This is a genomic window from Streptomyces sp. JJ38, assembly GCF_019303475.1.
In the GTDB taxonomy this organism is placed as follows: Bacteria; Actinomycetota; Actinomycetes; order Streptomycetales; family Streptomycetaceae; genus Streptomyces.
Window position 1 is genome coordinate 2,304 of sequence record NZ_JABLSI010000009.1, and the last position, 13,234, is coordinate 15,537.

The 13,234-nt window shown below is 72.2% G+C and carries 12 protein-coding genes and 5 tRNA genes (1 of these 17 running past the window's edge); 9 read left to right on the forward strand and 8 right to left on the reverse strand.

Annotated elements, in window-relative coordinates:
* From HPT28_RS06575 to HPT28_RS06585, 3 genes are all read right to left on the reverse strand, one after another.
* A tRNA-OTHER gene (locus HPT28_RS06575) sits at window positions 1-54 on the reverse strand; it reaches 58 nt to the left of the window's first position.
* Between the two features lies 1 nt (window position 55).
* A tRNA-Cys gene (locus tag HPT28_RS06580) sits at window positions 56-129 on the reverse strand.
* Window positions 130-166: 37 nt separating this feature from the next.
* Window positions 167-239 (reverse strand) — tRNA-Gly (locus tag HPT28_RS06585).
* A 108-nt stretch (window positions 240-347) separates the two neighbouring features.
* Here HPT28_RS06585 and HPT28_RS06590 point away from each other — a divergent pair.
* The 3 genes from HPT28_RS06590 to HPT28_RS06600 are packed head-to-tail and all read left to right on the forward strand — an operon-like array spanning window position 348 to window position 3,093.
* Window positions 348-1,406, forward strand: coding sequence for a chorismate-binding protein (locus HPT28_RS06590; RefSeq protein ID WP_219089990.1), 1,059 nt, complete (start codon window positions 348-350; stop codon window positions 1,404-1,406).
* Window positions 1,407-1,408: 2 nt separating this feature from the next.
* Window positions 1,409-2,227: an aminotransferase class IV gene (locus tag HPT28_RS06595; protein WP_219090076.1), complete on the forward strand. Its 819-nt coding sequence runs from the start codon at window positions 1,409-1,411 to the stop codon at window positions 2,225-2,227.
* 38 nt (window positions 2,228-2,265) lie between these two features.
* On the forward strand, window positions 2,266-3,093 hold the full coding sequence (locus tag HPT28_RS06600) for a GNAT family N-acetyltransferase (protein WP_219089991.1): 828 nt from the start codon (window positions 2,266-2,268) through the stop codon (window positions 3,091-3,093).
* Window positions 3,094-3,179: 86 nt separating this feature from the next.
* On the opposite strand, the gene HPT28_RS06605 is transcribed toward HPT28_RS06600, so the two are convergent.
* Window positions 3,180-3,698 (reverse strand): DsbA family protein, encoded by a 519-nt coding sequence (locus HPT28_RS06605; protein WP_219089992.1) that lies wholly within the window; start codon window positions 3,696-3,698, stop codon window positions 3,180-3,182.
* Window positions 3,699-3,757: 59 nt separating this feature from the next.
* On the opposite strand from HPT28_RS06605, the gene HPT28_RS06610 reads away from it, so the two are divergent.
* A complete protein-coding gene (locus HPT28_RS06610; protein ID WP_219089993.1) occupies window positions 3,758-4,213 on the forward strand; it encodes a hypothetical protein in 456 nt (151 codons plus the stop codon).
* Between the two features lie 68 nt (window positions 4,214-4,281).
* A complete protein-coding gene (locus HPT28_RS06615; protein ID WP_219090086.1) occupies window positions 4,282-4,476 on the forward strand; it encodes a hypothetical protein in 195 nt (64 codons plus the stop codon).
* 33 nt (window positions 4,477-4,509) lie between these two features.
* Here the strand turns inward: HPT28_RS06615 and HPT28_RS06620 are convergent, their stop codons facing one another.
* Both HPT28_RS06620 and HPT28_RS06625 read right to left on the reverse strand, forming a co-directional pair.
* Window positions 4,510-5,070, reverse strand: a complete 561-nt coding sequence (locus HPT28_RS06620; RefSeq protein WP_219089994.1) for a CGNR zinc finger domain-containing protein — start codon at window positions 5,068-5,070, stop codon at window positions 4,510-4,512.
* Window positions 5,071-5,291: 221 nt separating this feature from the next.
* Complete coding sequence (locus HPT28_RS06625) at window positions 5,292-5,705, reverse strand: SsgA family sporulation/cell division regulator (RefSeq protein WP_219089995.1); 414 nt, start codon at window positions 5,703-5,705, stop codon at window positions 5,292-5,294.
* A 281-nt stretch (window positions 5,706-5,986) separates the two neighbouring features.
* Between HPT28_RS06625 and HPT28_RS06630 the strand changes: the two genes are divergently transcribed.
* The 4 genes from HPT28_RS06630 (at window position 5,987) to HPT28_RS06645 (ending at window position 9,135) form a co-directional block, all read left to right on the forward strand.
* A tRNA-Val gene (locus HPT28_RS06630) sits at window positions 5,987-6,058 on the forward strand.
* Window positions 6,059-6,194: 136 nt separating this feature from the next.
* Window positions 6,195-6,266: transfer RNA gene (locus tag HPT28_RS06635), tRNA-Val, on the forward strand.
* A 176-nt stretch (window positions 6,267-6,442) separates the two neighbouring features.
* Window positions 6,443-8,422 (forward strand): threonine--tRNA ligase, encoded by a 1,980-nt coding sequence (thrS, locus tag HPT28_RS06640; RefSeq protein WP_219089996.1) that lies wholly within the window; start codon window positions 6,443-6,445, stop codon window positions 8,420-8,422.
* Window positions 8,423-8,574: 152 nt separating this feature from the next.
* Complete coding sequence (locus HPT28_RS06645) at window positions 8,575-9,135, forward strand: HIT domain-containing protein (protein WP_219089997.1); 561 nt, start codon at window positions 8,575-8,577, stop codon at window positions 9,133-9,135.
* Between the two features lie 33 nt (window positions 9,136-9,168).
* Here HPT28_RS06645 and HPT28_RS06650 read toward each other — a convergent pair whose 3' ends face one another.
* Together HPT28_RS06650 and HPT28_RS06655 are read right to left on the reverse strand one after the other, a co-directional pair.
* Window positions 9,169-10,836, reverse strand: coding sequence for a hypothetical protein (locus HPT28_RS06650; protein ID WP_219089998.1), 1,668 nt, complete (start codon window positions 10,834-10,836; stop codon window positions 9,169-9,171).
* A gap of 93 nt (window positions 10,837-10,929) precedes the next feature.
* Complete coding sequence (locus HPT28_RS06655; RefSeq protein WP_219090077.1) at window positions 10,930-13,128, reverse strand: elongation factor G-like protein EF-G2; 2,199 nt, start codon at window positions 13,126-13,128, stop codon at window positions 10,930-10,932.
* Between the last annotated feature and the right edge of the window lie 106 nt (window positions 13,129-13,234).

A 13,234-nucleotide genomic window follows, 5' to 3' on the forward strand; every position in this document is an offset into this window, starting at 1 on the left:
AACCAGTGACCTCTTCCGTGTCAGGGAAGCGCTCTCCCGCTGAGCTAATCGTCCTTGGAGGTGGAGACGGGATTTGAACCCGTGTAGACGGCTTTGCAGGCCGTTGCCTCGCCTCTCGGCCACTCCACCAGGAGCCGTGGGGGCCAAAATACAGCCCCCACTGTCGAGCGGACGACGAGGCTCGAACTCGCGACCTCAACCTTGGCAAGGTTGCGCTCTACCAACTGAGCTACGTCCGCAGCGCCTCCGGGACCGTTGTTGCGGCCCGGCGACGTGTTGAACTCTAGCGGATTCCCGGGCCAGCTCAAATTCCGTTCACTCACCGTGCCCGTCCTAGACTCGAAGACGTGCTCGATTCAGCTCCACTCGCCCGCTTCGGCGGCCTCGTCGCCTCCGACCTGCGGGATGTCACCGACGACCCCGAGGCACTGGACTCCCGGGGCTGGTGGGCCGTCGTCGCCGACTTCGAAGGGCGGCTGCTGTGCGCCCGCTTCGGCGACGTGCGCCCCGACCCCGGCGCGCCCCCGGCGCTCTCGTGGCGCGGCCCGCACCGCGAGAGCTGGACGTCCTCCCTCGACCGGGCCGCCTACGTCGCCGCCGTGCGCCGCATCCGCGAGCACATAGCCGCCGGCGACGTCTACCAGGCCAACCTGTGCCGCGTGCTCAGCGCCCCGCTGCCCGAAGCCGGTGCCGCCGACATCGACGCGCTCGGCGCCCGGCTGGCCCTCGGCAACCCCGCGCCCCACGCGGGCGTCGTGCGGCTGCCGTCCCACGGCGTGGAGGTGGCCACCGCCTCCCCTGAGCTCTATCTGCGCCGCGCCGGCCGCATCGTGCACTCCGGCCCCATCAAGGGCACCGCCCGCACGCCGGACGGCCTTCTGGAGAAGGACTACGCCGAGAACGTCATGATCGTCGACCTCGTCCGCAACGACCTGGGCCGCGTGTGCGCCCCCGGAAGCGTCACCGTCCCCGCGCTCTGCGCCGTGGAGGAGCACCCCGGGCTCGTCCACCTGGTCTCCACGGTCCGTGGCGAACTGGCAGACGAAGCGGGCTGGGCCGGGCTGCTCGCCCACACCTTCCCGCCCGGGTCCGTCACCGGCGCGCCCAAGTCCAGCGCCCTGCGCGTCATCCGCGCGCTGGAACCGGCACCGCGCGGCCCCTACTGCGGCGGCCTCGGCTGGGTCGACGCGGACCGGGGCACCGGCGAGCTGGCCGTGGGCATCCGCACCTTCTGGATCGACCGCGACGCGCCCGGCGGCCCCGTGCTGCGCTTCGGCACCGGGGCGGGGATCACCTGGGGATCGGACCCGGAGGGCGAGTGGGCGGAGACGGAGCTCAAGGCGGACCGGCTGCTGGCGGTAGCGTCTGGGGTACACGAGCACGTCGAGGTGGGAGGTAGGCCGTGACGCTGATCTGGCTGGACGGCAGGCTGCGGGACGCGGACAGCGCACGGGTGTCGGTCTTCGACCACGGGCTGACCGTCGGGGACGGCGTCTTCGAGACGGTCAAGACCGTGCGGGGCCGTCCCTTCGCCCTCACCCGGCACCTGGAGAGGCTGACCCGGTCCGCGAGGGGGCTGGGCCTGCCCGACCCCGACCACGACGAGGTGCGCCGCGCCTGCGCCGCCGTGCTCGAGGCCAACCCCATGGAGCTCGGCCGGCTCCGGATCACCTACACCGGCGGCTTCTCTCCGCTCGGCTCCGACCGCGGCCAGGCGGGCCCCACCCTCGTCGTCGCCATCGGGGAGGTCCGGCGCCGCCCGGACACCACGGCCGCCGTCACGGTGCCCTGGGTCCGCAACGAGCGCGGCGCCCTCACCGGGCTCAAGACCACCTCCTACGCCGAGAACGTCGTCGCCCTGGCCCACGCCCACCGGGCCGCGGCCTCCGAGGCCCTGTTCGCCAACAGCGCCGGAGCCCTGTGCGAGGGCACCGGCTCCAACGTGTTCGTCGTCCTCGACGGCGAGTTGTTCACCCCGCCGGTGAGCTCCGGCTGCCTGGCCGGGATCACCCGGGCCCTCGTCGTGGAGTGGAGCGGCGCCAAGGAGACCGACCTCCCGTTCGACGCCCTGGACCGGGCCGAGGAGGTCTTCCTGACCTCCTCGCTGCGCGACGTGCAGGCCGTCCGCCGCGTCGACGGCCGCGAGCTGCCCGGCGCCCCCGGGCCCGTCACGGCCGAGGCCATGCGCACCTTCGAGGAGCGCTCCGGCGCCGATCTCGACCCCTGAGGGGTGCGGCCGGCGCCGCCAGCGGGTAGAAGACGTCGATGACGACCACGCTGCGCCCCACCGGGGCCGAGGAGCGGTCGGCCGACGGCGGCCGCTCGCGCACCTACGCCGTCTGTGTCAACGGGCGGCCCGTCGGCCGTCTCCGGCTGGCCGCGGAGGCTGTGCCACGGGCCCTCGGGCACCTGCGGGACCTCACGGTCGAGCCCGCCGAACGGCGCCGCGGCCGGGCCACCGTGGCCGCCCTGGCCGCCGAGGAGATCCTGCGCGGCTGGGGCTGCCGCCGTGTCCACTGCGAGATCCCGGCCGCGGCCGAGGCCGCCCGCCGCCTCGCGGTGGCGCTCGGCTACCGCGAGGGCCACCGCTATCTGGCCAAGGAGCCCGAAGCGTCCCCGCCGCCGCCCCCGGGCAGCGCCGCCCGTCCCATGTCGGACGCCGACTTCCTCCGTTGGCGGCCCGTCGAGCGCTCGGACCACGCCCGAACCTGGCAGGAGGAGGGGCTCTCGGCGGCGGAGGCGGCCGAGAGGGCCGAGCGCGACTACACCGCCCTGCTGCCCGAGGGACCGGCCACCGCGGGGGCCGTGCTGCGGGTCCTGGCCCACGACGGTGAGGACGTCGGCTGGCTGTGGCTCGGGCTGAACAGGCCCGGCACGAGGGGCGGCTATCTGTACACGGTCAGGGTGGCGCCCGAGCACCGGGGCCGCGGCCACGGCCGCACCCTGCTCCACCTCGCCGAGGACGCGTGCCTGGCCGCCGGGGCGCCGCTGCTCACGCTCAACGTCCGCACGGCCAACACGGTCGCCCGCGGCCTGTACGCCTCCTGCGGCTTCCGGCCCACCCGGCTCCACTTCGGCAAGGAGCTGCGTTAGGCCCGTGGGCCCCCGCGGCTGCGTCTGCGAGACCCCGGGCCGAACGTCCCGGGCGGGGGCGACGCGCGTCCGGTTCCGCGGCCGTCTCAGCCGCCCCGGGGCGCGCCCAGCAGCCGGTCCGTGATGGCCTCCACGCGCTCGCGCAGGCCCTCCTGGCTCCGGCCGCCGTCCAGCCGCTCGCCGCCGATCACGTACGTCGGCGTCCCCGTGACGCCCAGTGCCTTGCCCTCGGCCTGGTCGGCGTCGACCGCGAGCAGGTGGCGTCCGTCGATGAGCGCCGTCTCGATCTCCTCGCCGTCGACGCCCACGGCAGCGGCCACCTCCAGCAGCACCGGCTCGCCGCGCTCGCGCAGCTCGGCCGTGCGGGCCAGCAGCGCCCGGAGGTACTCCTCGCCCCGCCCCTGTTCGAAGGCCTCCTCGGCGGCCTGTGCCGCCGCGTACGCGTGCTTGTTCTTCGCCAGGGGGAAGTGCCGGAACCGGATCTCCAGCTCCGCCCCGTAACGCTCCCGGAGCCGGTCGACGTCTCCCAGCGCGGTGTGGCAGTCGGGGCACTGCAGATCGAACCAGACGTCGAGGACGGCGGCGGCCGCCGGAGTGTCAGTCATGCGCCCAGTCTCTCAGCCGGGCATGGCCTCGCCGTTCCCTCGGGGTGCAGGATGGATACATGCTGACGCTGACCGTGTGTGCCGCACTTTCCGCCGCCGGCCTGGCCGTGTCCTTCCTGACCGCCTGGCGCCGCCGCTTCGTCGCCGCCACCCGGCTCGCGGCCCTCTCGCTGCTGCCGATCGGTCTGGCGCTGTCCGGCCTGCTGGGCATGTTCGGCGACATCGCCCGCTCCGTCGGCTCCTGGGCCGCGGACCTCGTCATGGACCCGGAGGTGTGGGTCGGCTTCGGGGTGCTGGCGCTGTCCGTGGTGCTGTACGTCGTGGCCCGGCTCGCCGGGGCGCGTACCGCGCGCCGGCACACCGTCGAGGTCCCCGAGCGCGGCGGCGCGCCTGGGCAGGACGCCGGGCGCACCCCGCCCGCGGTCTCCGGGCGCCGCGAGAGCGCGCGGTCCAAGCCGGACGGCGGTGAGGACTTCTCGGACATCGAGGCCATCCTCAAGAAGCACGGGATCTGACGAACTGCCCCACTCGCCGGGCGTGTTGACCCGCGCACGGCCTGTGGTTGCGCCATGATCGCCGCGAGATGCCGTACTTCCCCCCGGGCACCGCCCACACCGCTCCACCCGAGTCCCCCGAGCAGCGCGCCGCGTCCGGCAGACCCGCGCCCGAGCCGCGTGGCTGCCTCTTCGCACTCTCGCAGCCGCCGCTGATGCTGTTCCTCGCGGTCATCGGCGCGCTGCTGCTGATCACCGCGGTGCACGACCTGTTCGTGCTCTGAGCCTCGTGCCCCGAACGCACCGGGGCCTGCCGCTCAGCCGCCCGCGGACTCGCGCTGTCGTGCCCGGTAGGCGGCGACGTGCAACCGGTTGCCGCAGGTGCGGCTGTCGCAGTAGCGGCGGGAACGGTTGCGGGAGAGGTCGATGAACGCCCGGCGGCAGTCGGGCGCGGCGCAGCGCCGCAGCCGTTCCCGCTCGCCCGCGACGAGCAGGAAGCCCAGCGCCATGCCGCCGTCGGCCGCCAGGTGGTCGGCCACGGAGGCGCCCGGCGCGAAGTAGTGGACGTGCCAGTCGTGCCCGTCGTGATCGGTGAGCTGCGGTGTGGTGCCCGCCTGCGCGACCAGGGCGTTGATCAGCTCGGACGCGGTGCGCACGTCGGGGGCCTCGAAGATCAGACCCAGCTGCTCCCGCACGTGGCGGATGGCCGCCACGTCCTTGTCGTCCAGCTCGTCGACCCCGCTGAAGTGGTTGCGTCGTACGTAGGCGCGCAGCTCGTCGACGTCACGCAGGGTGTCGGCCTGGCCGGTGTCGGGCGCGGTGTTGAGCAGGTCGACCACCACGTCGAGAGCGTGCCGGGTGTCGTGGTTGATCAGCACGGTCGGTCGCTCCCCAGGCCGGTGTTCAGGTCTGCTTCCATCGTCCGTCATCGTCCGTCGGACGCGACGGGCGATGCCGCTGCGTCATCGCCCGGAGACTCTAGCTGGTTCCCGACACGCCGATGCCGCCCCCACGTGACCGTGGCGGCGGCATCGGCGTACCGCGTGGGTGAGGGGTCCGAGCCGTCGCCCCGAGTCGGACGGCACGGAGTTCGAAGGGCTCAGCTCTCCGCGAGGATCTGCGAGAGCTCGGTGTCGAGGTCGAAGTGACGGTGTTCGGTGCCGGGGGGCACGGCGGAGTCGGTCCGCTTCAGGAACGACTCCAGGGCCCGTGCGGGGGCCTCCAGCAGAGCCTCGCCCTCCGGGGAACTGAGGGCGATGCACACGACGCCCTGCCCGTGGCTTCGGGAGGGCCACACGCGGACGTCGCCGGTACCGGTCGGGCGGTGGAGGCCCTCGGCCAGGAGATCGCGGGCGAAAACCCACTCGACGGTCTCCTCGGCACCGGTGTGGAAGGTCGCATGCACGGCGTAGGGGTCGGCCGTGTCATACCGCAGGCCCGCGGGTACAGGCAGGGAGGACTCGCTCGATACAACGAGGCGCAGGTGCAGCTCGCAGCTGACCGTGGTGTTCATAAGCGCCAGGGCCTTTCGCTCAGTGTGCGCTCGGGGGTTCGCACGTCGGCGAAATCGACATGCCACCTACCAGCCGGTTGTAAACCCCTCTGACCGATTTGTTCCGCTTCAAGTCGTTCGCCTAGCGGATCGGCTCCTGTGCGGGTTCGTCCAACCCGGTGAACGCACCCCTCGGCGCGGGAGCCGTGCGCTGGTCACACTGCGTGTCCGCGCTCCCGCCGCCCTCCGCCGACCATGGTCATCGGGCCCGCCGGGATGGGGTAGTGTTGGCGCCGCACCGCGGGCGATTAGCTCAGTGGGAGAGCGCTTCGTTCACACCGAAGAGGTCACTGGTTCGAACCCAGTATCGCCCACCGCGTTGCCCGGGCCCGGAACCACTGGTTTCCGGGCCCGTGGTGTCTGCGTCTCACGGCCGCCCGGGCGGCGTATTCCGGTTTGGTGGAAGTCCGGAGCCGCCTGTATGGTTCTCTCCGTGCCGCAGGGCACAGGGGGCGATTAGCTCAGTGGGAGAGCGCTTCGTTCACACCGAAGAGGTCACTGGTTCGAACCCAGTATCGCCCACTTCCACACCAGCCGGTCCGGCACAGCGGCGGACCGGCTTTCGTGTTTTCCGGCACCCCGTGCCGCCCAGCGGACCTCGCCGGAATCCGTTTCGCGCCGCACCCCGCGGGCTCGGTACGATTCGGGTCCGTCCAGGCGCCCGCCCGGCGGGCCCTCACAGTCAAGGGAGAGTTCCGGTGTCCGATGTCCGTGTGAACATCCAACGCGATTCCGAGTGGGAAGAGCGCGTGGTGACCACGGGTACGACGGCCGCCGCGCTCTTCGAGGGCGAGCGCACCGTCGTCGCCGCCCGTGTCGGTGGACAGCTGCGGGACCTGGCCTACGAGCCGGCCGACGGTGAGACCGTCGAACCCGTCGAGATCTCCAGCCCCGACGGTCTGGACATCCTGCGGCACTCCACCGCCCACGTCATGGCGCAGGCGGTGCAGGAGCTCTTCCCCGAGGCCAAGCTCGGCATCGGCCCGCCCATCCGGGACGGCTTCTACTACGACTTCGACGTCGACCAGCCCTTCCACCCCGACGATCTCAAGCGCATCGAGAAGAAGATGCAGGAGATCATCAAGCGCGGTCAGCGCTTCTCGCGCCGCGTCACCAGCGACGAGGACGCTCGCGAGGAGCTCGCCGGCGAGCCGTACAAGCTGGAGCTGATCGGGCTCAAGGGCTCGGCCGCGGAGGCGGCCGAGGGCGCGTCCGCCGAGGTCGGCGCCGGCGAGCTGACCATCTACGACAACCTCGACCCCAAGACCGGCGAACTGTGCTGGAAGGACCTCTGCCGCGGGCCGCACCTGCCCACCACCCGCACCATCCCGGCCTTCAAGCTGATGCGGTCCGCCGCCGCGTACTGGCGGGGCAGCGAGAAGAACAAGCAGCTCCAGCGCATCTACGGCACCGCCTGGCCCTCCAAGGCCGAGCTGAAGGAGCACCTGGAGTTCCTGGCCGAGGCCGAGAAGCGCGACCACCGCAAGCTCGGCGCCGAGCTCGACCTGTTCTCCGTCCCGGAGGACATCGGCTCCGGTCTTGCCGTCTTCCACCCGCGCGGCGGCGTCATCCGGCGCGTCATGGAGGACTACTCGCGGCGCCGGCACGAGGAGTCGGGCTACGAGTTCGTCTACACCCCGCACGCCACCAAGGGGCAGCTCTTCGAGAAGTCCGGTCACCTGGACTGGTACGCCGACGGCATGTACCCGCCCATGAAGCTCGACGAGGTGCACGACTACTACCTCAAGCCGATGAACTGCCCCATGCACAACCTGATCTTCGACGCCCGGGGGCGGTCCTACCGCGAACTGCCCCTGCGGCTGTTCGAGTTCGGGACGGTGTACCGGTACGAGAAGTCCGGGGTCGTGCACGGCCTGACCCGAGCCCGCGGCTTCACCCAGGACGACGCGCACATCTACTGCACCAAGGAGCAGATGGCGGACGAGCTCGACTCGCTGCTGACCTTCGTGCTCAACCTCCTGCGCGACTACGGCCTGGAGGACTTCTACCTGGAGCTGTCCACCAAGGACCCGGAGAAGTACATCGGCTCCGACGAGAACTGGGAGGAGGCCACCCGGACGCTGCGCGAAGCGGCGGAGAAGCAGGGGTTGGAGCTCGTTCTGGACCCGGGCGGCGCCGCCTTCTACGGCCCGAAGATCTCCGTCCAGGCCAAGGACGCCATCGGCCGGACCTGGCAGATGTCCACGATCCAGGTCGACTTCAACCTGCCGGAGCGGTTCGAGCTGGAGTACACCGCCGCCGACGGCTCCCGGCAACGTCCGGTGATGATCCACCGCGCCCTCTTCGGCTCCATCGAGCGGTTCTTCGCCGTCCTGCTGGAGCACTACGCCGGTGCCTTCCCGGCGTGGCTGGCGCCCGTCCAGGCCGTCGGCATCCCGATCGGCGACGACCACGTGCCCTACCTGGAGGAGTTCGCCGCCGAGGCGAAGCAGCGCGGCCTGCGCATGGACGTGGACTCCTCGGCCGACCGGATGCAGAAGAAGATCCGCAACGCCCAGAAGGCCAAGATCCCCTTCATGGTCATCGCCGGTGACGAGGACATCGCGAACGGAGCCGTCAGCTTCCGCTACCGCGACGGCTCGCAGAAGAACGGCATCCCGCGCGAGGAGGCCCTCGCGGAGATCGCCCGCGTCGTCGCCGAGCGCGTGCAGGTCTGACCGCGCGCGCCGGCGGCGAGAGCGCCGAGCGTACGACGGCCGTGGGGCCCCGTAACCTGCGACGGGGCCCCACGGCCGTCGCGGACCGGACGGCTCCGGGGCCGGAGGCAGCGCCCGGGGCCCGGCGACACGCCGGGCGGCGGGTACGCCATATGCTGGCACGCATGAGCAGCGAGCCGGAACAGCAGATCGGGGTGGGGGCGCCGGACGCCTTCCAGCGCTTGTGGACGCCGCACCGGATGGCGTACATCCAGGGCGAGAACAAGCCCTCGGGCCCGGAGCCCTCCGACGGGTGCCCGTTCTGCGTGATTCCGGAGAAGAGCGACGAGGACGGACTGGTCCTGGCCCGCGGTGAGCACGTCTACGCCGTGCTCAACCTCTATCCGTACACGGGTGGTCACTGCATGTCCGTGCCCTACCGGCACGTCGCGGACTACACCGAGCTGACGGCGGCAGAGACGGCCGAGCTGGCCGAGTTCACCAAGCGGGCCATGACGGCCCTGCGCAAGGCGTCGGGCGCGCACGGCTTCAACATCGGGCTCAACCAGGGCACGGTGGCCGGCGCGGGCATCGCCGCCCACCTGCACCAGCACGTGGTGCCGCGCTGGGGCGGGGACACGAACTTCATGCCCGTCGTGGGCCACACCCGCGTCCTGCCGCAGTTGCTGGCCGACACCCGGCGCATGCTGGCCGAGGCGTGGCCCGCGGGCTGAGGCGGGCCACGCTCACTGAGCCCTCCGGCGGGCTCAGACGGTGTACTGGTCGGCGTTGCCGGGCGCCGGGGCCTGCACCTGCCCGCTGAGGAAGGCCGAGCGGGCGCCGAACTTCTCGGTGTCCACGCCGTTCTCCTCCAGCACCTTGATCGCCGCGGAGTGCACGACCCGCAGCACCGGGGTGGCCGCGCGCAGGGCGTCGTCGGCCATGAAGCGGTGCCGCCAGGGCTGGTTGGCCCACGTGTGGCGCAGCCCGAAGGGCTCGGGCAGGGTGAGCTTGCCGCCGAGGAAGTCCAGGACCGGCGGGAACCACGTCAGCGGCGCCCGGGCCGCCAGCCGGACGACCTCCTTGGTCTCCACCAGCGGCAGCGGCACCGACTTCGTCTCCCAGAACTTGACGGGCCGGGCGACCTCCTTCGACTTCGGCGAGGGCTTGGTCGTGAACAGCGGGTGCACCGGGCCGAGGGCGTGACCGGTGACCTCGATGCGCAGGGTGTGGTGCAGCACCGTCACGGTGATCATCATCGTGAGGATGAGCTGGCCGTCCCACAGGACGAACTGCACCCCCAGGTAGTGCCGGCTGCCGCTGCCGAACTGCTGCTCGTTGCAGATCCGCTGGATCTCGAAGTCCTTCACCTGGAAGGACTCCACCTCCTGCCCGTCCGGCCGGGAGACCGCCGAGGCGCCCTCGCCCACGGGGGAGACGATCCAGTGCCGTATCGAGGGCTTGGGGAAGCCGCCGGTGTGCAGCGGGGTCCGCTCCAACAGCCGCAGCTTGGCCTCGATGGCCCGCACGACGTCCCAACTGCGGAACGGGTTGATGTCGTCCATGCCCGCTGCGGGTTTGAGGTCCTCGGCGAGGTGCCAGCTGCCCCAGCGGGTACCCATGCCGAGTATGCCCTTGGGGCCCGCGTAGAAGACGACGTTGCTGTTCTGCTCGGCCGCGACCTTGGTCAGCGCCTGCCGCAGTTTCTCCGCCTCCCGGTCGTGCGGGTTCTGCGGGACGGCCTCCGGGATGCGCGCACCGACGCCGCCGCCCCCCAGCAGGGAGGACCAGAAGCCGCGCAGGTCCTTGGCGTACGTCTCACAGATCCGCTTCGCCCACAGCCAGCCGATCACCGGAGCGGCGAGCATGGCGAGCAGGTAGACGCCGAGGAGGCCCCCGACCGGCAGCGCGACCCCCACCACCAGGACGAGCGCGGCGAAGGCCAGCAGCGCGGCCACCCCCAGGGCGCCGGCGCGGCGGTTCTGCGCCCCGGCCATGGTGCGGCGCAGCTGGAAGCCGGCGAGCCACAGCAGCACACCGGGCAGGAACAGCAGCCCGCAGACGGCCATCACCAGTGTCAGCTTGGCGTCGCGCGCCTTGCGGATACGGCCCGCCGCCAGGCAGTGGTCGACGACGGTCATGGCGTCGGTGCCGAAGGACTGGATGAGCGCGGCGCGGCCCCCGCCCAGCATCCGCACCCGCACCGCACGGGAGAAGGCCTCGCCGAGATTGGGCTCGAACAGGGAGAGTTTCGGCTCCTTGACCTTCGTGGCCTCGTTGGCCTTGACGAGGTCGGTCACCGGGCCGTCCCGGTAGGCGGCCGAGGCCAGGGCGTAGGTGGTCGTCGTCTGCCCTGAGCCGCCGCTCAGCGGGATCTGCGCACCCGGACTGAAGTCCACCTCCACGCCGTGCTTGCGGTCGTCGAACCCTGCCACACGTGCCCCCACTCCTGTCCGCGCCGGGCCACCGACCCGATCCCCGCCGGACCGGGCTGCGAAACGTCTGTCGGAGTGTCAGGGTATCGGTGCTCAGCCCCCGTTCTCCTCCGCTTCGCGGATCCTGTCCGCGATCTGTCCGGGCATGGCCTCATGCCGGACGTAGGCGCGGGAGAACCGGCCGCTGCCGTGGGAGAGGGAGCGCAGGTCCACGGCGTAGCGGCTGATCTCCAGTTCGGGGGCCTCCGCCCGCACCAGGGTGGTGGAGCCGGCGCTCTGCTCGGTGCCGAGGACCCGTCCGCGGCGCCCCGCGAGGTCGCTCAGCACCGCTCCCACGTAGTCGTCCGGCACCTGGATCGTCAGCTCCGCGTAGGGCTCCAGAAGATGGATCGAGGCAGCGGCCGCGGCCTCGCGCAGGGCGAGGGCGCCGGCGGTCTGGAACGCGGCGTCGGAGGAGTCCACCGAGTGGGCCTTGCCGTCCAGGAGCGTGATCCGCACGTCCACCAGCGGGTGGCCCGTCGTCACCCCCTTCGCGGCCTGCGCCCGCACGCCCTTCTCCACCGAGGGGATGAACTGCCGCGGCACGGCGCCGCCCACCACCTTGTCGGCGAACTCGATGCCGGTGCCCACCGGCAGTGGCTCGACGCTGATCTCGCAGATGGCGAACTGCCCGTGCCCGCCGGACTGCTTGACGTGCCGCCCACGCCCCGAGGACGGCGCGGCGAACGTCTCCCGCAGGGCGATGCGGTGCGGTTCGGTGTCCACCCGCACCCCGTAGCGCGAGCGCAGCCGCTCCAGCGCCACGTCCCGGTGGGCCTCGCCCAGGCACCACAGCACGACCTGGTGGGTGTCGGGAGACTGCTCCAGACGCATCGTCGGGTCCTCGGCGACGAGCCGGGCCAGCCCCTGGGAGAGCTTGTCCTCGTCGGCCTTGCTGTGGGCGCGGATGGCCACGGGCAGCAACGGGTCCGGCATCCGCCAGGGCGTCATCAGCAGGGGGTCGTCCTTGCCGGAGAGCGTGTCTCCGGTCTCGGCCCGGGTCAGCTTGGCCACGCAGGCCACGTCCCCGGCGACGGCGTGGGCCAGGGTGCGCTGCTGCGCCCCGAAGGGGGAGGTGAGGGCGCCCACGCGTTCGTCGACGTCGTGGTCCTCGTGGCCGCGGTCGGCCAGCCCGTGCCCGGAGACGTGCACGACGCTGTCGGGCCGCAGGGTGCCCGAGAAGACCCGCACCATCGAGATCCGGCCGACGTACGGGTCGGAGGTGGTCTTGACGACCTCCGCCGCCAGCGGCCCGGCGGGGTCGCAGCGCAGCGCCGGGCGAGGGGCCCCGTCCGGGCTGGTGACCGCGGGGAGCGGATGCTCCTCGGGCGTGGGGAAGCCCCCGGTGACCAGTTCCAGCAGCTCCAGGGTGCCGAGCCCGTGGCGGGCGCCGGGCGCGGCGGGAGCCGCGGCCAGGACCGGGTGGAAGGCACCGCGGGCGACGGCCTTCTCCAGATCCGAGACGAGCGTCTTGACGTCGACGTTCTCGCCGCCGAGGTAGCGGTCCATGAGGGTCTCGTCCTCGCTCTCGGCGATGATGCCCTCGATCAGGCGGTTCCTCGCCTCCTCGATCACCGGGCCCTCGCCGTCGTCCGGCTCCCGGTCGGCGCGCTCCGGGCCCGAGTAGTCGAAGACCCGGCGGGACAGCAGGCCGTACAGGCCTCTCACCGGGGCGTGGCCGTCCGCTCCGGGCGGCCCGTGCAGTGGCAGGTAGAGCGGGAGGACGGCGTCCGGGTCGTCTCCGCCGAAGGCATCCTGGCAGCGTCGCGTCATCTCCGAGAAGTCCGCGCGCGATGCCTCCAGATGGGTGATGACGATGGCCCGGGGCATGCCGACGTCCGCGCACTCCTGCCAGATCAGCCGGGTGCCCGCGTCCACGCCGTCCGCCGCCGAGACGACGAAGAGGGCGGCGTCCGCCGCCCGCAGCCCGGCCCGCAGCTCCCCGACGAAGTCGGCGTACCCGGGGGTGTCGAGGACGTTGATCCGGATGCCGTCCCACTCCAGGGGCACGAGCGACAACTGCACCGAGCGGTGCTGGCGGTGCTCGATCGCGTCGTAGTCCGACAGGGCCGCCCCGTCCTCCACCCGCCCGGCCCGCTGTACGGCTCCCGAGGCCAGGGCCAGCGCCTCGACCAGCGTTGTCTTCCCGGATCCGCTGGGGCCGACCAGCACCACGTTGCGCAGTGCGCTGGGGTGGTCGGCCGCCCTCGCCCCGCCGGGGGCTCCCGAGGGTGTACGCGCCTTGTCGCCCATGACATCCCGCCTCTTCAGCTCGAAGGTCGGCAGCGTGCTGTCCGCGGTGCAGTTCGAGCTTTGCACCGGGATCACCCCGCGTCCATACGGCGTACTCCCGCCCCGG